This is a genomic window from Roseivivax sp. (assembly GCF_054552075.1).
The window spans coordinates 53,653-78,400 of record NZ_JBTOLZ010000004.1; the positions used below are offsets into that span (position 1 = coordinate 53,653).

Sequence of the window (24,748 nt, forward strand, 5' to 3'; positions counted from 1 at the left end):
GTCAGGCCTCGCCGGTTCCGACAACATTGTCGCAGAAGGCGGTCTTGAAGGCCTTGAGGCCCTCGCCGGCTTCCGCGGCCTCGAGGTGGCCGGTCATATGCCCGAGCGCGATCAGCGCCACCAGCACCGCCGCCTTGCAGAGGGTGAAATCCCGACGCGAGAGCCTGGGCAGAACGCGGCCCTGGGGCATTGCGATATACGACATGGCAGGCCTCCTTCGCTGCGCAGGTCAGAAACTGAACCGATTGGTTTAGATCATGCCCCGGAGCGGCGTTTCACGCAAGTCACGTCTCTGCGCCTCTTTGCAACATCCGCGCACAAGGGGCGTGCAAAGGCGCTTGAACGTGGTCCGCGGGCGGTGCTAGATGGCGCGGCACGCGGGTGTAGCTCAATGGTAGAGCAGCAGCTTCCCAAGCTGACGACGAGGGTTCGATTCCCTTCACCCGCTCCAAGGTTTTTCCGACATGGGTGTGATTGAGGTGATGGGCCTCGGGCGGTGGTGGCGCTGGATCTTGGGCGGCGTGATGACGCCAGAACACGCGCGGTGCGGTGATCCCGGGTAGTTTGGTGTGTCTGTCGGGGTGATCTGTGCGGCTGTGGCGGAGGGGCGTTTGCCGCAAAGCGTCACCGCCACTGAGTTCAGGCCCAAGCGGTCAACTTGCGACTCGGACGTCTCCCCGCCGATGCCCCCTCAGCCCCCAATCAGCCCACCGTCCAAGCCCGACAGCGCACCGCCGACCCCCGCACCCACCTGCCTCTCCCCCCGCACACCAGAGGGCGCGCGCCGGACCGGGGGCCGGCGCTGCTGACCTCCGAGCGAGGCGCTTTATCCCGGCAAGGTCAGGACTAAGGCTGCTCTAAGCGCACCACCCCAAGGAGCGCCGGCCCATCGGGCCGGTCCGGCGCGCGCCCGGCATCTTCGATGCTATTCGGGCGCAAGAAGCGCTTGTTGTGAACGTGGTCGTTGTTGTGACCGTTGCTTGGATTGCATCGGGCTGACGTCGACGCACGGCAGTGCAGAGATGTCGCCAAGAAGAGCCGCGATTGAGCCACCCTCTCACCCCGGGTTCCAGAGGGCGCGCGCCGGACCGGGGGCCGGCGCTGGCGACCCCCGAGCTATGCGCTTTATCCCGGCAAGGTCAGGACTAACGACGAGCTATGCGCACCACTCACAAGAGCGCCGGCCCAAGGGGCCGGTCCGGCGCGCGCCCGGCACCTTCGGTGCTATTCGGACGCAGGTAGCACGGGCAGTAGACGTGGCGCGAGCCCCCCCACCCCCCTCAAATCCGCCCCTTCAGCACCGCCACCCGCGCCCGCACCTCGGCGCTCGCGGCGCCCTCCCTGGGCGCGTCGCGCAGCGTGGAGAGCAGCGCCTCCCCCGGCCGCCCCCGGCGCGACCAGCGTAAAGCCTCAAGCACGCCCCGGGCGGCGGGCGGCAGCACCTCGGGGATCTCGCGGCCCGAGAGCGTCGCCCAGATCCCGCTCCAGAGCCGCGCCACGGTCCAGGGGTTGTAGCCGCCTCCGCCCGAGACGATCAGTCGGGGCGAGAGCCCGCGCAGCGCCGCCGCCGCTGCAAAATGCGCGTTGTTCGACAGCGCCAGCCGCGACAGCGGGTCCTCGAGCACCGCGTCCGCCCCGCATTGCAGGTAGATCGCGTCGGGCCGGAAGGCGGCGACGCCGGGCAGGACCACCTCCTCGAGGAACAGCCGGAAGTCGCCGTCATGCGCCCCGCGCGGCAAGGGCAGGTTGAAGGCCGCGCCCCCGGCGTCATCCTCGAGCGCGCCGGTGAAGGGCCAGCGGCCCTCTTCGTGACAGGAGAAGAGCCGCACCGCCTCGGAGCCCGCGAAGGCCGCCTCGACCCCGTCGCCGTGATGGGCGTCGATGTCGACATAGGCCACCCGGCTGAGCCCCATGTCGAGCAGCCGCCGGATCGTCAGCACCGGCTCGTTGAGATAGCAGAAGCCCGCCGCGTGATCGGGAAAGCCGTGATGCGTGCCGCCGCCGGGGTTGTGCACCACCCCGCCCTCGGCCACGAGCTCGGCGGCGAGCATGCCGCCCCCCACCGCCGTCGCGGGACGGCGATACATCTCGGGGAAGACCGGGTTCGAGAGCGTCCCGAGCCCGTGGCGCCGCTGGTCCTCACCGCTGACCGCCTGGGCGGCCTCGGCGCGGGCCAGGGCGGCCACGTAGTCCTCGGTGTGAAAGCCGGTCAGCGCGGCGGGCTTGGCGCGCGGGCTCACGCGATATTCCGCCTCGGGCAGCCAACCGAGCGCCCGGCAGAGGTCGATCACCGCCGGCACCCGCTCGATCGAGAGCGGGTGCAGCCGCCCGTACCGCGAGCCCCGGTAGATGTTCGACCCGATGAAAAGCGCCCCTGTCATGGGCCGGGAGCTAAGTCGCCCGGGTCCCGCGCCAAGCCCCTGACGAGGCTCACTTGCGGCTCCCGCGAAACGGGCATAAGCCCAGGGCATGCTCCCCCGTCCCGATGCCCGCACCCTGCGTCTGACCGCGCTTCTGCTCCTGGCGGGCACGCTTGGCGGCGCGCTGGCGGCCTGGGCGCATGTGCCGATGCCCTGGATGATCGGCTCGCTGGCGGCCTCGGCGCTGGCGGTGCTCCTGTTCCAGGACGGGGCTTTGAAATCCTATGTCTTTCCCAACCGGCTGCGGATCACCTTCATCGCGCTGATCGGCGTGATGATCGGCACCCAGGCCGGGCCCGAGCTGCTGCGCGACCTGCGCGCGGTGCCGGTGGCGCTGGTGGCGATCCTGGTCTTCACCGTGGTCGCCCATGCGGGCAACACGCTGATCTTCCGGCGCCTCGGCGGCTACGACCGGGCGACGGCCTTCTTCTCGGGCACGCCCGGGGGCCTTCTGGAATCGATCGCGCTTGGCGAAAGCTCGGGGGCGGATGTGCGCATCCTGACGCTGCAGCAGTTCCTGCGGATCATCATGGTGGTGACCCTGGTGCCGGCGGCGATCTCGATCTGGATCGGCGCGCCGGTGGGCAGCGCGGCGGGCGTCTCGATGAACGGCGGCGTGCCGCCAGAGCTCAAGGACTTCGTCCTGATGGGCGTGGCGGCGGCGGCGGGGCTGGCGCTGGCGCGGGTGGTGAAGATCCCCGCGGGCCATATCATCGGCCCGCTCCTGATCACCGCGGTCCTGAGCCTTGCCGGGCTGATCGAGCTGCACCTGCCCTTCTGGCCCATCGCCGTGGCGCAGGTGGTGGTCGGCACGAGCCTCGGCCTGCGGTTCCTCGGCATCACCGCGGCGCATGTGCGCAAGGGGATCGTGCTGTCGATCCTCTCGGTGCTGTTCATGCTGGGGCTCGGCGCGGGACTGTCGGTCCTCCTGGCGCGGGTGACCGGCATGGAGGTCATGCAGCTGATCCTCAGCTTCGCCCCGGGCGGGGTCACCGAGATGTCGCTGATCGCGCTCTCGCTGGCGGTCAATCCCGCGCTCGTGAGCCTCTTTCACGTGCTCAGGATCCTGATGACCGTGGGCGTCCTGATGGTCGCCGCGCGGCGGCTGGGCTACGCGCGGTAAGCCGCGCAGGCCCGGGGATCAGCCGCCGGCCTTCTCTTCCAGGGTCAGCCATTCCTCCTCGGCACCCGAGAGCCGGTCCTGGCGCTCGGCCAGCGCCTCGGTCGCCTTGCGGAACTTCACCGGCTCGCGCGAATAGAGCTCGGGATCGGTCAAGAGCTCGTTGAGCTTGGCGATCTCGGCCTCGAGCCGCTCGATCTCGGCGGGCAGCTCCTCGAGCCGGTGCTTCTCGGAAAAGCTCAGCCCCTTGGATTTCGCGGGGCCCTTGGGCTTGGGCTTGGACGCGCTGTCTTTCTGGGGCGCGGGCTTCGGGCTCTCGGCGGCGGCGCGCGCCTTCGGACGCTGGCTCTGGTAGTCCGACCAGCCCCCGGCATAAAGCGTCGCGCGGCCGTCGCCCTCCATGGCCACGGTGGTGGTCGCCACGCGGTCGAGGAAGTCGCGGTCGTGGCTGACCAGGAGCACCGTGCCCTGGTAGTCGCCCAGCAGGTCCTGCAAGAGGTCCAGCGTCTCGACGTCGAGATCGTTGGTCGGCTCGTCGAGGACCAGGAGGTTCGATTCCCGCGCCATGATCTTGGCGAGCAGGAGCCGCGCCTTCTCGCCGCCCGAGAGCGAGTGCACCGGCGCGCGCACCCGGCGTTCGTCGAAGAGGAACTCCTTGAGGTAGCCCACCACGTGCTTCGGCTCGCCGCGCACCAGGATCTGGTCGGCCTTGCCCGAGACCCGCATCTCGGGATCGCCGGTCAGGTTCTCCCAGAGGCTCATCTCGGGGTCGAGCCGCGCGCGGCTCTGATCGAAGACCGCGGGCACCAGGTTGGTGCCGAGCTTGACCGCGCCGGCGTCGGGCGCTTCCTCGCCGGTCAGCATGCGGATCAAGGTGGTCTTGCCCACGCCGTTCGGGCCCACGAAGGCCACCCGGTCGCCGCGTTCGATCTTGATCGAGAAGTCCGAGACAATGCGCTTGCCGTCGAAGCCCTTGGTCAGCCCTTCGGCCTCGATCACCTTCTTGCCCGAGGCGGGCCCGGAGGCGAGGTCCATGGCGGCGGTGCCCTGGCGGCGGATCATCGCGGCGCGCTCCTGGCGGAGGTCCTGCAGCGCCCGCACCCGGCCCTGGTTGCGCTTGCGCCGCGCCGAGATGCCCTCGACGGCCCAGCGGGCCTCGGCCTTGATCTTGCGATCCATCTTGTGGCGCTGCTGGTCCTCTTCCTCCCAGACCTTGTCGCGCCAGGCCTCGAAGGAGGCGAAGCCCTCTTCCTGGCGCCGCACCGCGCCCCGGTCGATCCAGAGCGTCGCGCGGGTCAGCTCCGACAGGAAGCGGCGGTCGTGGCTGATCAGCACGAAGGCCTTGCGGGTGGATTTCAGCTCGCGTTCGAGCCAGCCGATGGCCTCGATGTCGAGGTGGTTGGTCGGCTCGTCGAGGAGCAGCAGCTCGGGGTCCTCGGCCATGAGCTTGGCCAGCGCCGCGCGGCGCTTCTCGCCGCCCGAGGCGGTGGCCACGGGGCGCGCGGGGTCGAACTTCAGCCCCTCGGCGGCGGCCTCGACGCGGTACATCTCGGCGGGGCCGAGCTCGGAGGCGGCGAAGTCGCCCAGGGTCTCGTAGCCCGAGAGGTCGGGGTCCTGCTCCATGTAGCCCACCGAGGTGCCCGGCGGCACGACGCGCAGGCCCTCGTCGGCCTCCACGAGATCGGCCATGACCTTCATCAGGGTGGATTTGCCCGAGCCGTTGCGCCCCACCAGCGCCACCCGGTCCCCGGGCTGCACGACGAGGTTGAGATCGGCGAAGACGGGCTCGCCCCCGTAGGTCAGCGAGATGTCGGAGAGCTGGAGAAGCGGTGCCTGTGCCATGGCCGGGCTATGGCAGTGCTGCGAAGAACCCGCAAGGGGCGGGGTTGGGGGGTGTCGGGGCGCGGAGGGTTGGTGGTTGAGTTGGCGGGGGCGCATGCGGGCGGCTGGGTTAATCCTGACGCTCGGCGCTTGGCCCGGAATTCGGAGGAATTGCCGACGGCACGGGAACGGCAATCCGATCCGATTACCTGGTGGCCCAAGTCCAAGCCTCTTGCGAGAGGCGCTGACGCAGGTCTGCCGCCCCAAAACTCCCGCCCCTCACCCCTATTCGCCGTCCTCACAACCCGCCTCGGCGCGGGCGACCAGCCCGTGCCGCGCCCGACCCTCCCCCCGGGAGGGCGCTTTGGCGAAGTCTTTCATAGTTCAGCGGTCGTCCGGGGCTTTTGAGATAAACTGCTCAGCTCGGGCGGAGCGCCTGCGCCCACCCAGGGTCGGGCGCGGCACTCTTGTTTTGGGCGGGGCGCGTGGTGAGGGGTGGTGGAGGAAGCCCACCTGGTTCGGTGAAAGAGGCGCTTGCCTTCACCCGGGACGGAACAGCGGGCACTAACTTCGGAAGGTGCTCTCGCCCTGCCCCAGACCTCGCGAATGCCCCCGACTCGCCGTCCTCACAACCCGCCAAGGCGCGGGCGACCAGCCCGTGCCGCGCCCGACCCTCCCCTCGGGAGGGCGCTTTGGCGAAGTCATGCATAGTTCAGCGGTCGTCCGGGGCTTTCGAGATAAAGTGTGCAGCTCGGACGGAGCGCCGGCGCCCACCCAGGGTCGGGCGCGGCACTCTTGGTTTGGGTGGGAGTGTGGTGAGGGGTGGTGGGGCCTACCGTGTGGGTAGTTAGGCGCGCGGTGGGGGAGGAACCAACGTTCGTTCAGAGGCCAGCCCGTCGCGCGCAGGACTGCTCCCAGCAGCGCCTCGCCACGCCCCATCCCCCCTCACCCCGCCACGGCCCGCAAGGCGCGCTTGCGCGCTGCGGGGATGCGGCCGATCTCGACGCCGGTGAAGACGTGCAGCGTGTTCATCTCCGCGTCCACCACCGCGTGGTCGCTGACCCAGCCGCCCATGGCGAGGTAGCTCTTGAGAAGCGGCGGCATGCCCTTCAGCGCCGCGCGGGGGTCGGGCCCCGCACCCTCGCCAGAAAAACCGCCCAAAGGCACCACCCGCGCCGCCTTTACCCGGGGGCGCCAGGCCTCCGGGCCGAGGTGGTGCGCGCCGAGCCGGGCGAAGGCCGCGCGATGGGCCTCGGGGTCGGTGCCCGGGAAGGAGGCGCAGCCGAAAAGCATCTCGACCCCGGCGGCATCGACCAGCGCGGTCAGCGCCCCCCAGGCGAGGCGCGCCACATCGGGGTCGCGCAGGCCGGGCGCGAGGCAGAACCGGCCGATCTCGATGAGCGGCCCGGCGAATCCCGCCAGCCCGGAGAGGTCGTAGAACTGCGCCGCATAGGACCGCGAGACCTCGCCTCCGCCCGAGAGCTGCAACAGCCGGAAACAGGCCAGCGGCGCGCCCCCCTCGCGGGGCTCGACCAGGAGGTGCCGGCAGATGTCGTCGAAGGAATCACGATCGCGGCCCGGGCGGCAGAAGAAGGCTTGATGCCGCAGCCGCGCGAGCGCCTCGCGGTCGGAGACCCCCTCGGCCAGCCGCGCCCGGTAGCGCCCGCGTTCGAGGGAAAACCCCGCGCCGCTCATGCCGCCCGGCCCTGCCCCGCCCCGCGCCAAGCCTGAACCGGACCGGGGCGCATGGGCTTATTCCCCGACGAGTCCCGCCGGGTTCAGCGAGCCGATATTGCCGAAGAGCTTGCGGATGAAGCTGATGTCGCCACCCGAGCTGGCGGTGACCCGGCGCGAGATCGGCACCACGCGGCCATCCTCGAGCCCGTAACGCTCGATGTTGGAGACCACGCCTGCCTCGCTGAAGGAGATCGCCACCACCTCCCGCTCGACGACCTCGGGGCGCTGCCAGGCGAAATGGCGCATGGTCGAGCCGACCCAGTAGTAGGCGCTGTCCGACAACACGCCCGAGGCGGTGGGCACGCCCACGGTCTCCTCGACGGTGGCGCGGGTGTCGATGCCCGGCACGATGGCCTGCAGGTCTTCCTCGGGGGGCACATAGCCGTGATTGCGGAAATCCGCGCTACAGGCGGCAAGCATCAGCATGGCTGCCGAAAGAAGGGCGCTGGCCTTGCCCGTCGCCCGCTTGTGACTGCCGCTCATCGCGTCCCTCTTGCCTTGGGGCCCATCGGCCTTTTATCCCGATTACAGAAGGACGCCCCGGCAATCAAGCCGATGCGGCGACAGGCAGAATCGCGCGGGTGGGGCCCGCGGCGAGGCAGCGGGGCGACAGCGCCGCCCCGGCGCCGCCCGCCCTCCCCCGCGCGCCCCAAGGCAAGGAGCCCGCAAGACCATGGCCGAGACCGACGCCAGCCCCGGACCCTTCCGGGTTGCGAAACTCGACAACAGCGCGCCGACGCCCTTTGCGCTGACCTCCGGCCCCGAGGCCCGCGCCGAGATCGCCCGCGAGCTGGGCTTCGAGGCGATCCGCAAGCTGACCTTCTCGGGCGAGCTGAAGCCGCTCGGCAAGCATGGCTGGCGGCTCGAGGGGCTCCTGGGCGCGACCATCGTGCAGACCTGCGTGGTCACGCTGGCCCCGGTGACCACCCGCATCGACCAGAAAGTGAGCCGCACCTATACGCCCGAGCGCCAGCTCGAGACGCCCGAGCCCGGCTCCGAGGTGGAAATGCCCGAGGACGACAGCATCGAGCCTCTGGGCGAGAGCATCGCCCCCGAGGCCGCGATGATCGAGGCGCTGTCGCTGGCCGCCCCCGACTACCCGCGCGCCGAGGATGCCCCGCCGGTCGCCGCCGAGGCCCGCCCCGAGGGCGCCGAGCCGATCCGCGAGGAAGAGACCAAGCCCTTTGCCGGGCTCGAGGCGCTCAAGCAGAAACTGGGCGGAACCGAGGGCGAGTAACCGCAGAAGGGGCTTGCGTTTTCGCGCGCCCTGACTATGTTCGCGCCTTCACATGAATTCAGGGTTGCCAGCGGGACGCGATAGGGACTATCAGCCCGCCAGTTTACCGACACCGACGGGCGGAGCGCCCGCCCCAGATGAGATTGAGGTTGAGACATGGCCGTCCAACAGAACAAGGTTTCGAAATCGCGCCGCAACAACCGCCGGGCCCATGATGCCCTGGTCGCGTCGAACCCGAACGAATGCACCAGCTGCGGCGAGCTGAAGCGCCCGCACCACGTCTGCCCCTCCTGCGGCAACTACGCCGACCGCGAAGTGGTCGCCGTGGCCGATGACGTCGATCTGGACGAAGACGCCGCCTAAGCATCAGCCGCGCGAGGCCCATCTCCATGACCTCCGAGCAGGATCAGAGGGCGACGGGCGACGCGGGGGTAGTGCTTTCCATCGACGCGATGGGCGGAGATCAGGGGCCGGCGGCGGTTGTCGCCGGCATCGCTTTGTCCGCGCAGAAGAACCCGCGCGTCCGCTTCATCCTGCATGGCGACAAGCCGGTGCTCGAGAAACTCGTGGCCAAGACCCGCGAGCTCGAGGGCCGCTGCGAGATCCGCCATGCCGAGGATGTCGTCTCCATGGACGACAAGCCCAGCCAGGTCATGCGCCGTGGCAAGGGCACCTCGATGTGGTCGGCGCTGGAATCGGTGCGCGAGGGCGAGGCGACGGTGGCCGTCTCCTGCGGCAACACCGGCGCGCTCATGGCGCTGTCGATGGTGCGGCTGCGCAAGCTGCCGGGCGTGAACCGTCCGGCCATCGCGATTCTCTGGCCGTCCCGCAACGCCCAGGGCTTCAACGTGATGCTGGACGTCGGCGCCGATATCCGGGCCGACGCCAAGGACCTCCTGCAATACGCGCTGATGGGCGTCTCCTATGCCCGCAACGGCCTGGCCCTGGCCCGGCCGCGGGTGGGCCTCCTGAACGTCGGCACCGAGGAGCACAAGGGCCGCTCCGAGCTGCATGACGCCCACCGGATGATCGGCCAGACCTGCGACGACGCGGAGTTCGACTTCGTGGGATTCGTCGAGGGCGGCGACATTCCCGGCAACAAGGCCGATGTCATCGTGACCGACGGCTTCACCGGCAATGTCGCGCTGAAGACCGGCGAGGGCACGGCGAGCCTCATTCGCGACCTCCTGCGCGAGGCCTTCGCCTATTCGCCGCTCTCGCGGATCGCCTCGCTCCTGGCCTTCACCTCGCTCAAGCGGCTGTCCAAGCGCACCGATCCGCGCCGGGTCAACGGCGGGGTGTTTCTCGGTCTCAACGGCACTGTGGTAAAATCCCACGGCGCGGCCGACGCCACCGGCGTGTCGGCCGCGGTGAAACTGGCCTTCCGGCTGGCCGAGTCGGGCTTCACCGATCGCCTCAAGGCACGGGTTGCATCCGCCGCGGAGCTTGCCGAGGATGCCGCGACCTCTGCCGGAACAGATGGAACGGATACATGACGACGCGCGCTGTGGTCGCCGGATGCGGCCACTATCTTCCTGAACGGGTGGTGGAGAACGCCGAGTTCGAAAAGACGCTCGATACCTCGGATTCCTGGATTCGCACCCGCTCCGGCATCGAGCGCCGGCATTTCGCCGCCGAGGACGAGACCACCTCGCAGATGGCGGTGAACGCCTCCCGCGCGGCCCTGGCCGACGCCGGGCTGACGGCGGAAGACATCGACGCGGTGATCGTCGCCACCTCGACCGCCGATCTGACCTTCCCCTCCGCCGCGACCATGGTGCAGGCCGGGCTCGGCATGGAGAAGGGCTTTGCCTTCGACGTGCAGGCGGTCTGCGCGGGTTTCATCTACGCGCTGGCCAATGCCAATGCGCTGATCGTCTCGGGCCAGGCCAGCCGGGTGCTGGTCATCGGCTCGGAGACCTTTTCGCGGATTCTCGACTGGAACGACCGCTCGACCTGCGTGCTGTTCGGCGACGGCGCGGGCGCGCTGATCCTCGAGGCGCAGGAGGGCGACGGCACCGTCGAGGACCGCGGCGTTCTTTCCACCGATCTCAACTCGGACGGGCGCCACAAGGACATCCTTTATGTCGACGGCGGCGTCTCCACCCGCAACACCGGCCATCTGCGCATGGAGGGCAAGGAGGTCTTCCGCCACGCGGTCGAAAAGCTCGCCCAGACCGCGACCACCGCGCTTGGCAAGCTCGGGCTGACCGGTGCGGATGTCGACTGGGTGGTGCCGCACCAGGCCAATATCCGTATCATCGCGGGCACCGCGAAGAAACTCGGCCTGCCGATGGAGAACGTCGTGGTGACCGTGCAGGACCACGGCAATACCTCGGCCGCCTCGATCCCCCTGGCGCTCTCGGTCGGCAAGGCCGAGGGCAAGATCAAGACCGGCGATCTGGTCGTCACCGAGGCGATCGGCGGCGGCCTGGCCTGGGGCGCGGTGGTGCTGCGCTGGTAGCCCGCGGCGGCCCCTGTGGCCGCCTCTGCAAGCCCTTGATATTGACTCGGAAAATCCGCCGCGCCTAAACTCGCCGAAATGTCAGCCGGGAGGTGGCTATGGGGGACAATACTCTCACCCGTATGGATCTGAGCGAAGCCGTCTTCCGCGAGGTCGGCCTGTCGCGCAACGAAAGCGCCGATCTGGTGGAGGCGGTGCTGCAGCATATGTCCGACGCGCTGGTCGCGGGCGAACAGGTGAAGATCTCGTCCTTCGGGACCTTTTCCGTGCGCGACAAGGCGGCCCGGGTGGGGCGCAACCCCAAGACCGGCGAAGAGGTGCCGATCCAGCCTCGGCGCGTCCTGACCTTCCGGCCCTCGCACCTGATGAAGGAACGCGTCGCGGTCGGCAACAAGAGCTGAGAGGCCCGATGAGTAAATCCCCCGACGCCTTCCGCACGATCAGCGAGGTGGCGGAGTGGCTCGAGACCCCGGCCCATGTCCTCCGCTTCTGGGAAAGCAAGTTCGCCCAGGTGAAACCCGTCAAGCGCGCGGGCGGGCGGCGCTATTACCGTCCGAACGACATGCTGCTTCTGGGCGGGATCAAGCGGCTCCTGCATGACGACGGGATGACCATCAAGGGCGTGCAGAAGATCCTCTCCGAGAAGGGTCTGCGCGCGGTGGCGAACCTGTCGCAGCCCCTGCCCGGCGAAGAATGGATCGAGGCGGAGCCCGAGGCGATGGCCGAAGCGCCCGCGCCAGAAGGGGCGGAAGGCGCCGGCGAGGAGGCGCCCTTCACCGAGGCCGAACCCGCCCAGCCGACCGTGGTGCCCTTCACCGGCAAGACCGCCGAAGCGGCGCGGCCCCCGCGTGGCGGTGACGCGGCGCGGGCTGAGGGGGCGCAGGCGCAGCAGGAAACCGAGGCAGCGCAGGAGGCGGAGGCCCGACACGCACCCGAGGCCGCGCAGGCCCCTGAGGCCCAACACACGCCCGACGCGGCGCGCGCGGCCGAGGCGCAACACGCGCCCGACACGCAACACGCGACCGAGACCGCGCAGCCCGAGCTCCCCGAGACCCAGGAGGTCGCCCCGACCGATGCTCCCGCGCCTCTCTCGGGTGACGCCGCAGAAGGCACAGGCCAGACCGCCGCCTCGGCCTCCGCCGAGAGCGCAGCGGATCACCCCGCCGAAGACACAACCGCCGCCGAGCGCAGCGTGCCAAGCGACACACCCCTGCCCGAAGGCGGGCTTTTCGGCGAGACGCCGGAGTTCCTCGCCAAGCCGCTGACCGAACGCGGCGAAGGCGTGCGCGCGCCCGAGGCCAAGTCGGGCCTGGGCCTCTCCGGGCAGACCCCAACGGAGCCCGCGCCCGAGGTGCCCGAGACCTCCGATCTGCCCGAGACCGCGGGTGCCGCCACCACCGAGACCCTGCCCGGCACGCCACCCAAGGGCCCGCTGGCGCATCTCGGCGGGCTGCGCGCCCTGACCCGCGACGAGGCCGCGGCGCTCACCCCGCTGGTCGACCGCCTGCGCGCCCTGACCCGGCAGGCTTCGTAAATTTTCCGCTTTGTTGGGGTTGCGACGGCGCGCAAAAAGGGTATGAACCGTCTCCAGAAGTCGGGCTATGGCGCAGCCTGGTAGCGCGTCCGTCTGGGGGACGGAAGGTCGCAGGTTCGAGTCCTGCTAGCCCGACCAATTCACCGATTTCTGCACCAAATGAACGCTTTGGCGTTCCCTGCCCCCTGCCCGCTTGTTAAGGATTGCGAAGCGACAGGAGGGACAGGCCGGTATGACGGGCGTGCTTGCAAGCCAGCAGATCGAGGCATTGATCGACCGGGGCGCCATCACCCCCGGCGCGCGGCTGGTCGAAGGCCAGATCCAGCCCGCGAGCCTGGATTTGCGGCTCGGCCATGAGGCGATCCGCGTCCGGGCCTCCTTCCTCGCCGGCCAGGGCCGCAGCGTCGCCGACCGCATCGCCGAGTTCGAGATGCACCGGGTGAACCTCTCCGGCGGCGCGGTCCTCGAGAAGGGCTGCGTCTACGTCGTGCCCTTGATGGAAAGCCTCGACCTCGAAGACGGCGTGGCCGCCATCGCCAACGCCAAGAGCTCCACCGGACGGCTCGACCTTTTGACCCGCACGATCACCGACGACGGCACCGAGTTCGACCGAATCCCCCCCGGCTACCGCGGCCCGCTTTATGCTGAGATCTGCCCGCGCTCCTTCTCGGTGCTGGTGCGCCCGGGCATGCGGCTGAACCAGATCCGCTTTCGCCGGGGCCGATCGGTGCTGGACGACACCGAGCTGACCGCGCTGCATCAGGCCGAGGCGCTGGTGAATGGCGGCGAGGCGCTGATCCGCGACGGGCTGGGCTTCTCGGTGGACCTGCAGCCCGAGGGCCAGGACGACCTTGTCGGCTACCGCGCCAAGCCGCACACCGGGGTGATCGACCTCGATCGTCTCGGCCATTACGACCCGGCGGATTACTGGGAAGAGCTGCGCACCCGCGCCGGGCGGATCATCCTCGACCCCGATGCCTTCTACATCCTCGTCAGCCGCGAGGCGGTGCATATCCCGCCCGGATATGCCGCCGAGATGGCGCCCTATCTTGCCATGGTGGGCGAATTCCGGGTGCATTACGCGGGTTTCTTCGACCCGGGCTTCGGCCATTCCGCCGCCGGCGGCGCGGGCTCGCGCGGGGTGCTGGAAGTGCGCTGCCACGAGGCGCCCTTCGTGCTGGAGCACGGCCAGATCGTCGGACGGCTGGTCTACGAGCGCATGGATGCGCCCCCGGCGCAGCTTTACGGCGCGGGGATTGCCTCGAACTACCAGGGCCAGGGGCTGAAGCTCTCCAAGCATTTCCGGACCTGAGGCGGGGCGGCGCGGCCGGTCGGTGGCGGGTTGATTGTCGGGCGGGCGGCAGATGTCAGGGATCAGCGGCAGCCTCTCCGCCCGCTCCCCGCGCTCAAACCTGCTGTCCCCCGCGCCACAGCGCCCGACAAACCGGCAACCCAAGCGGGAACCCGCCCGCTGAATTATACTCCTATCGGCGACTTTTCGCCCGGCAACACACCTCCCCCCGCCCCCGAGGGAACGCCGCTCATGGCTCGCGGATTGGCACCGCATCCGGCCCGCATCGGGTCGCGACTGTCATCATGGGAGCAGAGAAATGCTGACCAACGCCAAGTTCCTGATCGCCGGCACCGCCCTGTCCGCCGCCATCGCCGCCCCGATCGCGGCCCAGGCGGTGACCACCTCCGAGGATTACGCCCTCGAGATCCAGGTCACGCCCGAAAGCACCGCCGCCGTGGCCGCGACCATCCCCGCCGAGGCGGAATTCACCGTGGAGACCTGCCTTGAGGCGGTCGACTGGTGCCGCGTCAGCTACAACGGCGCGCAAGGCTGGGTGCAGAAGGCGACGCTCGACGTCAACTTCGACCGCGTCTCCGTCACCCGCTACGACTGGAGCAACGCCCGGGTCATCGCCGTGATCAAGGCCGACGAGGACGCCGATGTGGTCGTCGACCCGGCCTATACCCCGGTCCTCGCCTATGCCCGCGCCAACCCGGTCAGCCCGGTCGAGCGTGAGCTGGTGATCGAATCGGGCGCGGTGATCCCGCAGGACGTGCTGCTTTACGAGGTGCCCGAGAGCGCCTATCGCTACGTGCCGGTGAACGACCAGCTCGTGGTGGTCGAGCCCGCGACGCGCCAGGTGGTCTACGTCGAGGCCTATTGAGCGGTGGGCCTGGGGCCCCGGGGGCCGGTTGAGGCCCTCGGGCGCCCTGCCCTTGCCCCTGCCCCTGCCCTTGCGCTTGCTCGGGATACGCCGCGCCCGGGCCGGGTCTGACGTTAGCGAGGCGTCCAGCCTCCGCCACCTGACCCGCAGGCATCGCGCCGCGCACGCAAGCCCACCGACAGATGCAAAGACCCCGGCCGCGCCTCCGCCGCCGGGGTCTCTCCTGTCTCTCAGCACAAATCCGGCCCGCTCAGAACCGCCCGATGCGGCGCGCGGCGCGCATGGCCTTGCCGGCCTGCCGGGTCTGGCGCTTGGCGGTCTTGGCGCGGCGGCGCTCTTCGGGGGTCATCTCCTCGGGGCTTTTGCCCTTGCCGAAGGCGCGGTCCATGCCGGCGTTCACACCTCTGCCGATCAGCTTCCGCATGACCATGCGGACGACCATGTTAACGATCTGGTTCGCGTTCATCTCTGCCTCGCAACTCTCCCCGGGAAGCCCCGGGGTTTGCGGATGTCTACCGGAAGATTGTGCAAATTTGGAGGCCCGGCGGGGGTTCAGAGCTAATGCATCGCGGACGTGAGCTTCGGCCAAGGGCCGGTCGCGACGCCTCAACCTCGCCCCCGGCGAGCGCCAACGCAGAACCATCAGAGCCCCGCATTGATTTCCGGTCCGTTTCCGGACCAAGCCGAATCCGCTTGAGAAACGACTGCGAAAATAACGCGGGATTTCAGGGGAGTAAGTGGCGCACCCGCAAGGATTCGAACCTTGGGCCTCTGCCTTCGGAGGGCAGCGCTCTATCCAGCTGAGCTACGGGTGCGTTGCGCGCTAGGTAACGGCTTGGCCGGGCGGACGCAAGGCGGATCACCGGCGCGGGAAAAAATTCCCGCGCCCGCGCGCTCAGCCGGCCTTCCGGGCCAGGGCGAGCATGGTCATCTCGGGGATCATCGGCCCGATCTCGGGCGTCTCGAAGCCCGCCTCGGCAATCAGCGCCGCCAGGCTGTCGGTGTCGTTCGACCGCGCCTCGGGGGTGAAGGCGGTGTGCTGGAGCTGCCAGAGCGCGGCCAGCCGCGGGCCCTCGCGGTTCGCGTTCACGATGAAGTCGTGCACCATGACCAGCCCGCCCGGGTTCAGCGCCGCGCGCGCCTTGTCGAGGAGCCGCGGCTGCGCCTCGCCCGGCACGCCCGAGAAGAGATAGGACATCAGCACGGCGTCGAGCCCCTCGGGCCAGGCCGCCTCGATGGCATTGCCCTCGACGTAGTCGATCCGGTCTGAGAGGCCCGCGTCGGCGATATAGGCGCGGCCAAGCTTGGCGACATTGGGGAAATCGAGGATCGTCACGCGCAGCTCGGGATAGGCCTTGCAGAGCCCGATCGCGAAGGCCCCGGTGCCGCCGCCCACGTCGAGCAGGTGCCGCGCCCCGGAGAGGTCGACCTTCTTGGCGAGCTGCCGCGCCGGCCCGGCAGAGCCGGCGTGCTGGCTTTCAGAGTAAAGCCGCGCCTCCTCGGGGTCGCTGAACCAGGTCTCGTAGCTGTCGGTGGCGCCCTCGGGCAGCGCGCCGGTCAGCGCCGGGCCAAGCTGGTCGAGCAGGCGATACATCTGCCGGCCCACCTGCAGGCGCAGGTAATCGCCGAAGTCGTATTTCGCGCCTTTCACAAGGAAAGCATCCGCGGCGGGCGCATTGGCGAAGCGCCCGTTCTCGACAGTGACGAGGCCAAGACCCGCCAGCGCGGTCAGAAGCGTCGCGGCCCGGTCGGGATGGATGCCCGCCGCGCGGCCCGCCCCCTCGGCGTCGAGCGGGCCGTCGGCCAGCGCCGTGAAGAGCCCCAGATCGAGCGCCGTGAACAAGGCCTTGGACCCCATGAAGCCAAAGGCGATGTCGGAGATTTGGTCGGCGTCGGTCAGCGGCGCGGGCGCGGGCATGGGCGGCTCCAGGGTCTGTGGCAATCGCGCGCTACCTTAAGGAGCCCCCCTCAGGATACAACCGGCTCAGCCGAAAAGGTCGTGTGCCAGTTCCAGCGCGTCGATCAGAGCGTCGACCTCGGCCTCGGTGTTGTAAAGACCGAAGGACGCCCGGCAAGTGCCTGTCACGCCCAGGAAATCCATGAGCGGCCCGGCGCAGTGATGCCCGGCCCGGACGGCCACGCCCTTCTTGTCGAGAATGGTCGAGATATCATGGGCATGCGCGGCGCCGTTCATGGTGAAGGAGAAGATCGCTGCCTTGTCCTCGGTGGTGCCCTGCACGCTCAGCCAGTTCAGCCCGTCGAGCCTGTCGCGGGCGTAATCGCGCAGCTGCGCCTCGTGCTGGGCTACATTCTGCATGCCGAGATCCATGAGATATTCCAGCGCCACGCCCAGCCCGATGGTCTGCACGATGCCCGGCGTGCCCGCCTCGAACTTCATCGGCGGTTCGGCATAGGTCACGCTGTCCTTGTGCACTTCGCGGATCATGTCGCCACCGCCGAGGAAGGGCCGCATCTCGGCCAACCTGTCGCGATGGATGAAGATCGCCCCGGAACCGCTTGGTCCATATAGTTTATGCCCGGTGATCGCGTAGAAATCCGCGCCCAGCTCGTCGAGGTTCACGGGCATATGCACCGCCGCCTGGCTGCCGTCGACCAGGACCGGGACGCCCTTGGCATGGGCGGCCTCGATCACCGTCTTCACGTCCACCACGGTGCCCAGGACGTTCGACAGATGACTGATCGCCACGAGCTTGGTCTTGGGGGTGATGGCGTCGATCACCGCCTGCGGATCCAGCGCACCGCGGCTGTCCACATCGACCCATTTCAGCGCCACGCCCTGGCGTTCGCGCAGGAAGTGCCAGGGCACGATATTGGCGTGATGCTCCATCACCGACAGGACGATCTCGTCACCGGCTTCCATGCGCGGCATGGCCCAGCCGTAGGCCACGGTGTTGATGCCCTGGGTGGTGCCGGTGTTGAGCAGGATCTGGCTTTCGTCGCTGACCCCAAGGAAGCGCGCGATGATCCCGCGCACGCCCTCGTACTTCTCGGTCGCGAGGTTCGAGAGGTAGTGCAAGCCCCTGTGGACGTTGGAATATTCCTCGGCATAGCCGCGCGTCACCGCGTCGATCACCACCTGCGGCTTCTGCGCGGAGGCGCCGTTGTCGAGATAGACCAGCGGCTTGCCGTTCACCTGCCGCGACAGGATCGGAAAATCCCGGCGGATCTCGGTCACGTCATACATTCGCGTTCATCCCGGTTGCTGTCGCCCCGAAGAGCGAGAAGAGAAAAGACAGCCCCACGGCCAGCCCGGCCACCGCGATCAGCAGCAGGAAGGCGGCCTTGCCGCGCGAGGCGAAGCCATGGGCCTCGGCAAGGAAGTTGATCAGGAGCCAGATCCCGATGAGCCCGGCCCCGAAGGAGACCAGCAGCGCCAGCGCCGGCAGGATCGGCATCAGCACCAGCATCAGCGCCTGGACCAGCGCGCGAAGCGCCTGCAGCCAGATCAGGAGCAGCGCCACGTCGCGCATCTGCCCTGTACCGCCGATCGCCCGGCCCGCCCAGGTCAGCGCCAGGGTGCCGAGCGCCAGCATGCCCACGAGCCCGCCGAAAAAGATCAGCGGCTGTTCGACGAAAGCCGCGATGGCGGGATCGGGCGCCACCTGCAGCGCCGCGGCGCGCACGAAGAGCGTGTTCAGCACCAGCGCCAGCGCGCCTGAGAGCAGCAGCGCCTCGGTCCCGAGCCGGAGCGACAGGAGCCAGCGCGCCACCTCGCGGGGGGTCACGACGCTCTGCCAGGCGAGCTGGAGGAGGCCCGCAACGCTCATGCCGCGGCCTCGCCGTATTCGGCGACCTTGAGGCCGGTGATCCAGAACCAGAGGAAGACCCCGATCCAGAGCAGACCCACCAGCGTCAGCGCCGGCCCTTCGGCGATGAAGCCCGCCACCAGCCCGTTCAGGAGCACCAGCGGGCTGGCCGCCAGAAGGCTCCAGAACAGCGCCAGCCGCGCGCCATACCAGCTGCCGCGGCCGCCCAGGGCGCGCAGCACGATATGGCTCAGCGCCGCCAGCCCGTAGAAGACCAGGGGCGCGATGAAGATCCAGCCGAAGAGCGCCCCGCCCAGAAGCGGGTTCAGCTCTTCGCCGGCCAGATGCGCCTGGCGGGCAAGCGCCGGCAGCCGCGAGAGGAAGTAGAGCAGGCAGGCCGCCATGAGCAGCGCCAACGCCCGGTCCTCGCGCGGGCCCGCGGCGAGGCGGCGACGAAACACCGCCCCCGGCCCGCGATAGCTCGCCAGGATATCCGTCGAGACAGCCAAGGGATCAGGCGGCCCGGCGTCTCAGGAGCCAGGCCTCGATCCGGCCGTTGATCTCGTCCTGGAGGTCGTGGTCCTCGATCTCGAGCACCGCCTCGGCGAGGAAGGCCAGCGTCAGAAGGTCCTCGGCATGGCCCACCGGCACCCCGCGCGAGCGCAGGTAGAACAGCGCCTCCTCGTCGATCGCGCCGGAGGTCGACCCGTGCGAGCAGGCCACGTCGTCGGCGTAGATCTCGAGCTCGGGCTTGGCGTCGAACTCGCTGTCCTCGTCGAGCAGCAGCGACTGGCTGATCTGGTAGCCATCGGTCTGCTGGGCGCCGGGCTTCACCAGGATCTTGCCCTGGAAGACGCCGCGCGCGCCGTTGCGCAGCACCTTCTTGAAGACCTGCCGGCTTTCGCAGTTCACCGCGTCATGGGTGACGAAGACCGTGTCGTCGTGGTGGAAGTCGCCGTCGCCCATGCAGGCGCCCGCGACATGGGCCACTGCGTCGTCGCCGGTCAGCTCGATCACCACCTCGTTGCGGGTCAGCTTGCCGTTGGCGGTCAGGGTGAAGGACTTGAAGACCGACTCCTGGCCGAGGCGCGCGAAAAGATGCGTCGCGGCGCGGCGCTCGTGGTCGCGGCCCTGGGCGCGGATGTGGTGGAAGGTGGCGTTGTCCGCGACCTCGACCTCCATCGCCTTGTTAAAGCGCGCCGCGGCCGGGCCGTTTTCCAGAACGGTCAGTTCGGCGCCCTCTTCGACCTTGATGCAATGGTGCAGGATCGCATCCGAAGTCTCGGATTTATGGCGATAAACCAGGTTCACGGGCTTGGCCGCCTTGCCGGTGGCGCGGATCAGCACGCCATCGGTCGCGAAGGCGGTGTTGAGCGCCGCCAGCGGCCGAGCAACCGGGTCCTGCCCGGCCAGCTCGAGCCGGCCGTAGAGGTCCTTGGCCCAGTGGATGTCGGCGCCGCTGGTGCCGAGACGCTCGATCTCGATCCCGGCCAGCGACAGGTCGTCCGAGGCCTCGGCATCGAAGACGCCGTCCACGAAGACCACCTTCAGCCGGTCCACCGCGTCAAACAGCGGCGCCTCGCCGCTGTCAAAGAGCGCCGCATGGGGCGCCTCGGGGGCGACCAGCGTCGCGGGCTTGGTGTATTTCCAGTATTCGTCGCGGGCATGCGGCAGCCCCATGGCGCGGACCCGCGCCAGGGCGTCCCGGCGGGCCGCCTCGCTCCAGCCGCCCTCGGGCAGCGAGAGCGCCGCGAGCCGTTCCTCGGTCGCGTCGAATTTCACCTGCGGTTGAGCCATTACGCGCCCTCCGTCACGATGTCTGCATAGCCGTTTTCCTCGACCTCGAGCGCCAGCTCGGGGCCGCCGGTCTTCACGATCCGGCCGTCGGACATGATGTGCACGACGTCGGGTTTGATGTGGTTCAGAAGCCGCTGGTAGTGGGTGATGACCAGGAAGCCGCGATCCGGCGAGCGCAGCTTGTTCACGCCGTCGGCCACCAGCTTCATCGCGTCCACGTCGAGGCCGGAGTCGGTCTCGTCGAGGATGCAGAGCTTCGGCGCGATCATCGCCATCTGCAGGATCTCGTTACGCTTCTTCTCACCGCCCGAGAAGCCGACGTTGACCGGACGCTTCAGCATCTCGGCGTCGATCTCCAGCTCCTTGGCCTTGGCGCGGACCTCCTTGAGGAAGTCGGTGGAGGACATCTCTTCCTGGCCGCGCGCCTTGCGCTGCGCGTTCACCGCGGTGCGCAGGAAGGTCATGTTGCCGACGCCCGGGATCTCGACGGGGTATTGGAAGGCCAGGAAGAGGCCCGCCGCAGCGCGCTCTTCGGGCTCCATCTCGAGGATGTCCTCGCCCAGGAGGTTCGCCGAGCCCTCGGTGACCTCGTAGCCGTCGCGGCCCGAGAGCACGTAGGACAGCGTCGACTTGCCAGAGCCGTTCGGGCCCATGATCGCGTGGACCTTGCCGGCCTCGACCTCGAGGTTGACGCCCTTGAGGATCTGCTTGTCCTCCTCTTCGAGCTTCACGTGCAGGTTCTCGATGTTCAGCATCTCTTCGTCCTTTGTCCTTGTCCTTCGGTGCCGGGCCTCAGGGCCTCAGGGGCGCACCATCAACTGCATGATCCGGAGCAGCCGCGCGGGCGGGATGGGCTCCGGGATGATCTCGAACCGGGCCATGCGGCCCGTGATCTCTGGGGGGCCGAGGAATTCCTCGACCTGGTGGTAATGCCTGCGCTGCACGTAATCATCGAAGAGCAGCGTGAGAGGGGTCTGGGCCAGGAATTTCGCGGCGAGCGCGCAGCCCTGCCGGAAACGGCCGTCCACCAGCACCACCTGCGGCTGGCGAAAGCCTTCCTTGGTCCAGACCTCGAGCGGGTAGCGCGGGTAGCGCTTCCATTCGGTGTCATCGACCGGGTGCCCCCATTCACGGGTGGCGCCGATGTCGGACCAGAGCACCTCGACGCTTGTTCCCTCGGCGGGCGGATGGGCGGCGAACCAGCCCTGCATCATCCGCGCCCAGTCGGGGTCGGATTCGACCGAGGTCACCTGCTTGCCGGGCATCTCGCCCGCCAGCACCGTCGAGCCGCCCGAGCCGTATTCGAGGATCACCTCGGCGCGGGCGTATTCGGCGCGCAGAAGCGCGGCCTCGGCCTCGGGCATGGTGAGCTCGGGGCGGGATATGACCTCGGTGCCGGTCATCGCCGCGCGGCCCCCTGCAGGATCTCGGTATAGGCGGCAAAGGCCGTCTCGGGCAGCGCGCCGCGCCCGATCAGCGCGCGCAGGCAGCGTGCCACGAGGTCGGGCAGCCGCAGCGCGCCCGCGGCGATCAGCGCGTAATGCTTCAGCTCCTCGTCCGAGAAGTCCTGCATGTCGCGCGGGTCGCGCAGGAACAGCGCGTCGCCGTCCAGAAGCTGCGGCGAGAGGCTGCGCGGCTTGAGCGGCAGCTCCGCCGCCTCACGCATCTGCGCGCCGGCGCTGCTCAGGAAGCTGTGCAGCTGGAACCCCTGCCCCGTCAGCTCGCGCATCTGGTCGTGCAGAAGCGGCTGATCCTCGTAAAGCGGCATGAAGGCCACCTCGGTGATCACCGCCAGCGTCCGCGCCAGCCGGGCCCGGCCGTTCTCGAAGACCGCCAGCTCGCCGCCCTGGATGTCGATCTTCAGAAGGTCGAGCCGCTCGATCTCGGCGATGTCGTCGAGCCGCCGGGTCTCGATCCCGATCCGCTCGCGGACCTCGGTCATGCGCGACAAGCGCGGCTTGTTCAGGTAGCCTTGCGCGCGGCGGTCCGGCGTGAAAAGCGAGGTGAAGCCGCCCGAGCGGCAGACGTTCAGCGTGCCCTGGGTGCCGTCGCCCACCGCATGCGGCAGGTAGCGTTCGTGCGGGCCCTGCCGGTCGGCCAGGGCCGCGAAGGCCGAGGGCTGCGGCTCGAAGCCGGTGACCCGGGCCGCCCCCGCCGCGACCAGCGGCATGTAGACCGGCAGTTCGGTCGGATTGGCGCCGATGTCCACGATCTCGGTCAGCCGCGCAGGCGCGAGGATCTCCGCCAGGCGGCGGATCTCGGCCTCGGTGCTGTCCTCGATGCGGTCCTTGGCCATGGCTCAGATGTCCTCCACCACGACGGCGGTGCCGGAGACCGAAACCATGAGCATCGACTCGCCCACGACCTCGTAGTCGATGTCGATGCCCACCACGGCATTGGCCCCGGCCTGCCGCGCGCGGGCTTCCAGCTCGCGCATGGCGGTGTCGCGGGCATCCTCGAGCTTGGCCTCATAGGCGCCCGAGCGGCCGCCGACGATGTCGGTGACCTGGGCGAAGAAGTCCCGGAAGACATTGGCGCCCATGAACGCCTCGCCGACGACGATGCCGCGGTAAGCGCGGATCGGGCGGCCCTCGAGGGTATGCGTGGTCGACAGGATCATGACGGCAGCATTGCGTAGTTGATGATCATCAGGAACAGCAGCGCGGCCAGGCCGGCCACCATGGAGGTCAGCGTGATCGAGCCCATGATTAGGCCCTGCCGGTTGCCCCGGCGGGCGCGGATCATCAGCCCGATGAAGGCGCCGATGGCCGCCCCGATGCCCGCGCCCGCGCTTTTCAGCAGCAGATAGGCCAGAAGTTCGGCGCTCATTTCTTTCTCCTGCCGGTGACGAGCTGGGCGAAGATATTGCCGAGGAACCCCGAGAGGAACGAGATCCCCAGGAAGACCCCGAGGTCGAGGGCCCCGGCCACGGCGTTCACCACGACCGAGAAGCCCAGGCAGAAGACCCCGGTCAGAAAGGCGGGCAGGAGGGCGAACTTCAGCATGCCGCCGCTCCCGTCAGGGCCCGGCGGGCCGCGGTGGCCGGGGGGTGCGCCCCCTGCCCCTTGGCCCGCTGAGGGCCCTTTGCCGCGCCGCCCAAGGCCCGCTCCCCGCGCGCCGGCTTAGCCGACGGAGCCTTCGAGCGAGATCGCCACGAGCTGCTGGGCTTCCATGGCGAACTCCATGGGCAGGGCCTGCAGCACCTCCTTGGCGAAACCGTTGACGATCAGCGCCACGGCCTCTTCCTCGTCCATGCCGCGCTGGCGGCAGTAGAACATCTGGTCGTCATCGACCTTGGAGGTCGTGGCCTCGTGCTCCACCCGGCTCGAGTTGTTCTTTACCTCGATGTAGGGAACCGTGTGGGCCCCGCATTTGTCGCCGATCAGGAGGCTGTCGCACTGGGTGTAGTTGCGCGAGTTCACTGCCTTGGGGTGCATCGAGACAAGCCCGCGGTAGGTGTTCTGCGCCTGCCCCGCCGAGATGCCCTTGGAGACGATCCGCGAGCGGGTGTTCTTGCCCAGGTGCACCATCTTGGTGCCGGTGTCGGCCTGCTGATGGTTGTTGGTGATCGCGATCGAGTAGAACTCGCCCTGGCTCTCGTTGCCGCGCAGGATGCAGGAGGGATACTTCCAGGTCACCGCGGAGCCGGTCTCGACCTGGGTCCACATCACCTTGGAGCGGTCACCCCGGCAATCGGCGCGCTTGGTCACGAAGTTGTAGATGCCACCGCGGCCTTCCTCGTCCCCGGGGAACCAGTTCTGCACGGTGGAATACTTCACCTCGGCGTCTTCCTCGGCGATGATCTCGACCACCGCGGCATGCAGCTGCGCCTGGTCGCGCTGGGGCGCGGTGCAGCCTTCGAGGTAGGACACGTAGGAGCCCTTGTCGGCGATGATCAGCGTCCGCTCGAACTGGCCGGTGTTCTCGGCGTTGATGCGGAAATAGGTCGAGAGCTCCATCGGGCAGCGCACGCCCGGCGGCACGTAGACGAAGGAGCCGTCCGAGAAGACCGCCGAGTTCAGCGTGGCGTAGAAGTTGTCCGAGACCGGCACGACCGAGCCCAGGTACTTCTTCACCAGCTCCGGGTGATTGCGGATCGCCTCGGAGATCGAGCAGAAGATCACGCCGGCCTTTTCCAGCTCCTTCTGGAAGGTGGTGCCGACCGAGACGCTGTCGAAGACCGCGTCCACGGCGACCTTGCGCTCGCTCTCGCGGCCCTCGGCGGGGGCGGCCTCATCGGCGCCCTCGACGCCGGCCAGGATCATCTGCTCGCGCAGCGGGATACCCAGCTTCTCGTAGGTCTCAAGGAGCTTCGGATCCACCTCGTCGAGCGACTTCGGCTTCTCTTCCATGCTCTTCGGGCGGGCGTAGTAATACTGGTTCTGGAAGTCGATCTGGGGATAGTCGACCATCGCCCAATTCGGCTCTTCCTTCTGGAGCCAGCGCTCATAGGCCTGCAGACGCCATTCGGTCATCCACTCGGGCTCTTCGTTCTTCTCGGAGATGAGGCGCACGATGTCGGGCGTCAGCCCTTTCGGCGCGTATTCCATCTCGATGTCGGTTTCCCAGCCGTATTTGTACTTGCCGCCGAGGTTGCGGACCTTGTCGACCGTTTCCTGGTCGACGCCTTCCTTCACTTCGGGAGTGTCGAGAGCTGTCATCGTCCGACCTTTC

Annotated in this window: 27 protein-coding genes and 3 tRNA genes; 11 read left to right on the forward strand and 19 right to left on the reverse strand. The window is 68.8% G+C overall.

Annotated elements, in window-relative coordinates; translation table 11 throughout:
• Nucleotide 1 precedes the first annotated feature (1 nt).
• A complete protein-coding gene (locus ACX938_RS04165; RefSeq protein ID WP_459430096.1) occupies nucleotides 2–205 on the reverse strand; it encodes a hypothetical protein in 204 nt (67 codons plus the stop codon).
• 172 nt (nucleotides 206–377) lie between these two features.
• On the opposite strand from ACX938_RS04165, the gene ACX938_RS04170 reads away from it, so the two are divergent.
• Nucleotides 378–451 (forward strand) — tRNA-Gly (locus ACX938_RS04170).
• An 829-nt stretch (nucleotides 452–1,280) separates the two neighbouring features.
• Here ACX938_RS04170 and ACX938_RS04175 read toward each other — a convergent pair.
• Nucleotides 1,281–2,381 carry an acetoin utilization protein AcuC gene (locus ACX938_RS04175; RefSeq protein ID WP_459430097.1) on the reverse strand — a complete coding sequence of 367 codons (1,101 nt, stop codon included), beginning with the start codon at nucleotides 2,379–2,381 and terminating at the stop codon, nucleotides 1,281–1,283.
• An 88-nt stretch (nucleotides 2,382–2,469) separates the two neighbouring features.
• Here ACX938_RS04175 and ACX938_RS04180 point away from each other — a divergent pair, with 88 nt between their 5' ends.
• Entirely contained in the window at nucleotides 2,470–3,543 is a 1,074-nt protein-coding gene (locus tag ACX938_RS04180) for an AbrB family transcriptional regulator (protein ID WP_459430098.1), read from the forward strand.
• Between the two features lie 18 nt (nucleotides 3,544–3,561).
• Here ACX938_RS04180 and ACX938_RS04185 read toward each other — a convergent pair whose 3' ends face one another.
• From ACX938_RS04185 to ACX938_RS04195, 3 genes are all read right to left on the reverse strand, one after another.
• On the reverse strand, nucleotides 3,562–5,382 hold the full coding sequence (locus ACX938_RS04185) for an ABC-F family ATP-binding cassette domain-containing protein (protein ID WP_459430099.1): 1,821 nt from the start codon (nucleotides 5,380–5,382) through the stop codon (nucleotides 3,562–3,564).
• 924 nt (nucleotides 5,383–6,306) lie between these two features.
• A complete protein-coding gene (locus tag ACX938_RS04190) occupies nucleotides 6,307–7,056 on the reverse strand; it encodes a GNAT family N-acetyltransferase (RefSeq protein WP_459430100.1) in 750 nt (249 codons plus the stop codon).
• A gap of 57 nt (nucleotides 7,057–7,113) precedes the next feature.
• Nucleotides 7,114–7,581, reverse strand: a complete 468-nt coding sequence (locus ACX938_RS04195; protein WP_232752825.1) for an outer membrane protein assembly factor BamE — start codon at nucleotides 7,579–7,581, stop codon at nucleotides 7,114–7,116.
• Between the two features lie 190 nt (nucleotides 7,582–7,771).
• Here ACX938_RS04195 and ACX938_RS04200 point away from each other — a divergent pair, with 190 nt between their 5' ends.
• From ACX938_RS04200 to ACX938_RS04240, 9 genes are all read left to right on the forward strand, one after another.
• On the forward strand, nucleotides 7,772–8,335 hold the full coding sequence (locus ACX938_RS04200; protein ID WP_232752824.1) for a DUF177 domain-containing protein: 564 nt from the start codon (nucleotides 7,772–7,774) through the stop codon (nucleotides 8,333–8,335).
• Nucleotides 8,336–8,491: 156 nt separating this feature from the next.
• Nucleotides 8,492–8,698: a 50S ribosomal protein L32 gene (rpmF, locus tag ACX938_RS04205; RefSeq protein ID WP_459430101.1), complete on the forward strand. Its 207-nt coding sequence runs from the start codon at nucleotides 8,492–8,494 to the stop codon at nucleotides 8,696–8,698.
• A gap of 26 nt (nucleotides 8,699–8,724) precedes the next feature.
• Nucleotides 8,725–9,831, forward strand: coding sequence for a phosphate acyltransferase PlsX (gene plsX / locus ACX938_RS04210; protein ID WP_232752821.1), 1,107 nt, complete (start codon nucleotides 8,725–8,727; stop codon nucleotides 9,829–9,831).
• A complete protein-coding gene (locus ACX938_RS04215) occupies nucleotides 9,828–10,799 on the forward strand; it encodes a beta-ketoacyl-ACP synthase III (RefSeq protein ID WP_459430102.1) in 972 nt (323 codons plus the stop codon). The genes plsX and ACX938_RS04215 overlap by 4 nt, the downstream gene beginning before the upstream one ends.
• 98 nt (nucleotides 10,800–10,897) lie before the next feature.
• Entirely contained in the window at nucleotides 10,898–11,200 is a 303-nt protein-coding gene (gene ihfA, locus ACX938_RS04220; RefSeq protein WP_232752818.1) for an integration host factor subunit alpha, read from the forward strand.
• 8 nt (nucleotides 11,201–11,208) lie between these two features.
• Complete coding sequence (locus tag ACX938_RS04225; protein WP_459430103.1) at nucleotides 11,209–12,333, forward strand: MerR family transcriptional regulator; 1,125 nt, start codon at nucleotides 11,209–11,211, stop codon at nucleotides 12,331–12,333.
• A gap of 61 nt (nucleotides 12,334–12,394) precedes the next feature.
• Nucleotides 12,395–12,471: transfer RNA gene (locus tag ACX938_RS04230), tRNA-Pro, on the forward strand.
• 94 nt (nucleotides 12,472–12,565) lie between these two features.
• Nucleotides 12,566–13,645: a 2'-deoxycytidine 5'-triphosphate deaminase gene (locus ACX938_RS04235; protein WP_459430104.1), complete on the forward strand. Its 1,080-nt coding sequence runs from the start codon at nucleotides 12,566–12,568 to the stop codon at nucleotides 13,643–13,645.
• Nucleotides 13,646–13,943: 298 nt separating this feature from the next.
• On the forward strand, nucleotides 13,944–14,510 hold the full coding sequence (locus tag ACX938_RS04240) for a DUF1236 domain-containing protein (protein WP_459430105.1): 567 nt from the start codon (nucleotides 13,944–13,946) through the stop codon (nucleotides 14,508–14,510).
• Between the two features lie 250 nt (nucleotides 14,511–14,760).
• Here ACX938_RS04240 and ACX938_RS04245 read toward each other — a convergent pair whose 3' ends face one another.
• The 14 genes from ACX938_RS04245 to sufB all read right to left on the reverse strand — a co-directional run bounded on the left by ACX938_RS04245 (nucleotide 14,761) and on the right by sufB (nucleotide 24,735).
• Nucleotides 14,761–14,976, reverse strand: a complete 216-nt coding sequence (locus ACX938_RS04245; protein ID WP_232752813.1) for a hypothetical protein — start codon at nucleotides 14,974–14,976, stop codon at nucleotides 14,761–14,763.
• A gap of 272 nt (nucleotides 14,977–15,248) precedes the next feature.
• Nucleotides 15,249–15,325, reverse strand: a tRNA-Arg gene (locus ACX938_RS04250).
• An 80-nt stretch (nucleotides 15,326–15,405) separates the two neighbouring features.
• Nucleotides 15,406–16,452 (reverse strand): methyltransferase, encoded by a 1,047-nt coding sequence (locus ACX938_RS04255; protein ID WP_459430106.1) that lies wholly within the window; start codon nucleotides 16,450–16,452, stop codon nucleotides 15,406–15,408.
• A gap of 42 nt (nucleotides 16,453–16,494) precedes the next feature.
• Nucleotides 16,495–17,715 carry a cysteine desulfurase gene (locus tag ACX938_RS04260; RefSeq protein WP_459430107.1) on the reverse strand — a complete coding sequence of 407 codons (1,221 nt, stop codon included), beginning with the start codon at nucleotides 17,713–17,715 and terminating at the stop codon, nucleotides 16,495–16,497.
• The gene (locus tag ACX938_RS04265; protein ID WP_459430108.1) at nucleotides 17,708–18,298 is read right to left on the reverse strand and encodes a Yip1 family protein; all 591 of its coding nucleotides are present in this window, start codon (nucleotides 18,296–18,298) and stop codon (nucleotides 17,708–17,710) included. Before ACX938_RS04265 ends, ACX938_RS04260 begins: the two co-directional genes overlap by 8 nt.
• Nucleotides 18,295–18,786 (reverse strand): YIP1 family protein, encoded by a 492-nt coding sequence (locus tag ACX938_RS04270; RefSeq protein ID WP_459430109.1) that lies wholly within the window; start codon nucleotides 18,784–18,786, stop codon nucleotides 18,295–18,297. Before ACX938_RS04270 ends, ACX938_RS04265 begins: the two co-directional genes overlap by 4 nt.
• A 4-nt stretch (nucleotides 18,787–18,790) precedes the next feature.
• Nucleotides 18,791–20,074 carry a Fe-S cluster assembly protein SufD gene (sufD, locus tag ACX938_RS04275; protein ID WP_459430110.1) on the reverse strand — a complete coding sequence of 428 codons (1,284 nt, stop codon included), beginning with the start codon at nucleotides 20,072–20,074 and terminating at the stop codon, nucleotides 18,791–18,793.
• Nucleotides 20,074–20,829, reverse strand: coding sequence for a Fe-S cluster assembly ATPase SufC (sufC, locus tag ACX938_RS04280; RefSeq protein ID WP_459430111.1), 756 nt, complete (start codon nucleotides 20,827–20,829; stop codon nucleotides 20,074–20,076). The genes sufD and sufC overlap by 1 nt, the downstream gene beginning before the upstream one ends.
• 45 nt (nucleotides 20,830–20,874) lie before the next feature.
• Nucleotides 20,875–21,477: a hypothetical protein gene (locus ACX938_RS04285; RefSeq protein ID WP_459430112.1), complete on the reverse strand. Its 603-nt coding sequence runs from the start codon at nucleotides 21,475–21,477 to the stop codon at nucleotides 20,875–20,877.
• Entirely contained in the window at nucleotides 21,474–22,370 is an 897-nt protein-coding gene (locus ACX938_RS04290; RefSeq protein WP_459430113.1) for an FkbM family methyltransferase, read from the reverse strand. The genes ACX938_RS04285 and ACX938_RS04290 overlap by 4 nt, the downstream gene beginning before the upstream one ends.
• Nucleotides 22,371–22,373: 3 nt before the next feature.
• The gene (locus tag ACX938_RS04295; RefSeq protein ID WP_459430114.1) at nucleotides 22,374–22,694 is read right to left on the reverse strand and encodes a heavy metal-binding domain-containing protein; all 321 of its coding nucleotides are present in this window, start codon (nucleotides 22,692–22,694) and stop codon (nucleotides 22,374–22,376) included.
• Nucleotides 22,691–22,903 (reverse strand): hypothetical protein, encoded by a 213-nt coding sequence (locus ACX938_RS04300; RefSeq protein ID WP_232752796.1) that lies wholly within the window; start codon nucleotides 22,901–22,903, stop codon nucleotides 22,691–22,693. Before ACX938_RS04300 ends, ACX938_RS04295 begins: the two co-directional genes overlap by 4 nt.
• Complete coding sequence (locus tag ACX938_RS04305; protein WP_232752795.1) at nucleotides 22,900–23,079, reverse strand: hypothetical protein; 180 nt, start codon at nucleotides 23,077–23,079, stop codon at nucleotides 22,900–22,902. Before ACX938_RS04305 ends, ACX938_RS04300 begins: the two co-directional genes overlap by 4 nt.
• Before the next feature lie 117 nt (nucleotides 23,080–23,196).
• A complete protein-coding gene (sufB, locus tag ACX938_RS04310; protein ID WP_459430115.1) occupies nucleotides 23,197–24,735 on the reverse strand; it encodes a Fe-S cluster assembly protein SufB in 1,539 nt (512 codons plus the stop codon).
• Nucleotides 24,736–24,748: the final 13 nt, after the last annotated feature.

Excerpts from the sequence above, each read along its gene's own strand:
- ACX938_RS04180 (WP_459430098.1), top strand. The coding sequence starts at position 2,470 with ATGCTCCCCCGTCCCGATGCCCGCACCCTGCGTCTGACCGCGCTTCTG.
- sufB (WP_459430115.1), bottom strand. The coding sequence starts at position 24,735 with ATGACAGCTCTCGACACTCCCGAAGTGAAGGAAGGCGTCGACCAGGAA.
- ACX938_RS04195 (WP_232752825.1), bottom strand. The coding sequence starts at position 7,581 with ATGAGCGGCAGTCACAAGCGGGCGACGGGCAAGGCCAGCGCCCTTCTT.
- ACX938_RS04215 (WP_459430102.1), top strand. The coding sequence starts at position 9,828 with ATGACGACGCGCGCTGTGGTCGCCGGATGCGGCCACTATCTTCCTGAA.
- sufC (WP_459430111.1), bottom strand. The coding sequence starts at position 20,829 with ATGCTGAACATCGAGAACCTGCACGTGAAGCTCGAAGAGGAGGACAAG.
- ACX938_RS04265 (WP_459430108.1), bottom strand. The coding sequence starts at position 18,298 with ATGAGCGTTGCGGGCCTCCTCCAGCTCGCCTGGCAGAGCGTCGTGACC.
- ACX938_RS04240 (WP_459430105.1), top strand. The coding sequence starts at position 13,944 with ATGCTGACCAACGCCAAGTTCCTGATCGCCGGCACCGCCCTGTCCGCC.
- ihfA (WP_232752818.1), top strand. The coding sequence starts at position 10,898 with ATGGGGGACAATACTCTCACCCGTATGGATCTGAGCGAAGCCGTCTTC.
- ACX938_RS04175 (WP_459430097.1), bottom strand. The coding sequence starts at position 2,381 with ATGACAGGGGCGCTTTTCATCGGGTCGAACATCTACCGGGGCTCGCGG.
- ACX938_RS04285 (WP_459430112.1), bottom strand. The coding sequence starts at position 21,477 with ATGACCGGCACCGAGGTCATATCCCGCCCCGAGCTCACCATGCCCGAG.
- ACX938_RS04200 (WP_232752824.1), top strand. The coding sequence starts at position 7,772 with ATGGCCGAGACCGACGCCAGCCCCGGACCCTTCCGGGTTGCGAAACTC.
- rpmF (WP_459430101.1), top strand. The coding sequence starts at position 8,492 with ATGGCCGTCCAACAGAACAAGGTTTCGAAATCGCGCCGCAACAACCGC.
- ACX938_RS04300 (WP_232752796.1), bottom strand. The coding sequence starts at position 22,903 with ATGAGCGCCGAACTTCTGGCCTATCTGCTGCTGAAAAGCGCGGGCGCG.
- sufD (WP_459430110.1), bottom strand. The coding sequence starts at position 20,074 with ATGGCTCAACCGCAGGTGAAATTCGACGCGACCGAGGAACGGCTCGCG.
- ACX938_RS04245 (WP_232752813.1), bottom strand. The coding sequence starts at position 14,976 with ATGAACGCGAACCAGATCGTTAACATGGTCGTCCGCATGGTCATGCGG.
- ACX938_RS04225 (WP_459430103.1), top strand. The coding sequence starts at position 11,209 with ATGAGTAAATCCCCCGACGCCTTCCGCACGATCAGCGAGGTGGCGGAG.
- ACX938_RS04190 (WP_459430100.1), bottom strand. The coding sequence starts at position 7,056 with ATGAGCGGCGCGGGGTTTTCCCTCGAACGCGGGCGCTACCGGGCGCGG.
- ACX938_RS04295 (WP_459430114.1), bottom strand. The coding sequence starts at position 22,694 with ATGATCCTGTCGACCACGCATACCCTCGAGGGCCGCCCGATCCGCGCT.
- ACX938_RS04165 (WP_459430096.1), bottom strand. The coding sequence starts at position 205 with ATGTCGTATATCGCAATGCCCCAGGGCCGCGTTCTGCCCAGGCTCTCG.
- ACX938_RS04305 (WP_232752795.1), bottom strand. The coding sequence starts at position 23,079 with ATGCTGAAGTTCGCCCTCCTGCCCGCCTTTCTGACCGGGGTCTTCTGC.
- ACX938_RS04235 (WP_459430104.1), top strand. The coding sequence starts at position 12,566 with ATGACGGGCGTGCTTGCAAGCCAGCAGATCGAGGCATTGATCGACCGG.
- ACX938_RS04290 (WP_459430113.1), bottom strand. The coding sequence starts at position 22,370 with ATGGCCAAGGACCGCATCGAGGACAGCACCGAGGCCGAGATCCGCCGC.
- ACX938_RS04185 (WP_459430099.1), bottom strand. The coding sequence starts at position 5,382 with ATGGCACAGGCACCGCTTCTCCAGCTCTCCGACATCTCGCTGACCTAC.
- plsX (WP_232752821.1), top strand. The coding sequence starts at position 8,725 with ATGACCTCCGAGCAGGATCAGAGGGCGACGGGCGACGCGGGGGTAGTG.
- ACX938_RS04260 (WP_459430107.1), bottom strand. The coding sequence starts at position 17,715 with ATGTATGACGTGACCGAGATCCGCCGGGATTTTCCGATCCTGTCGCGG.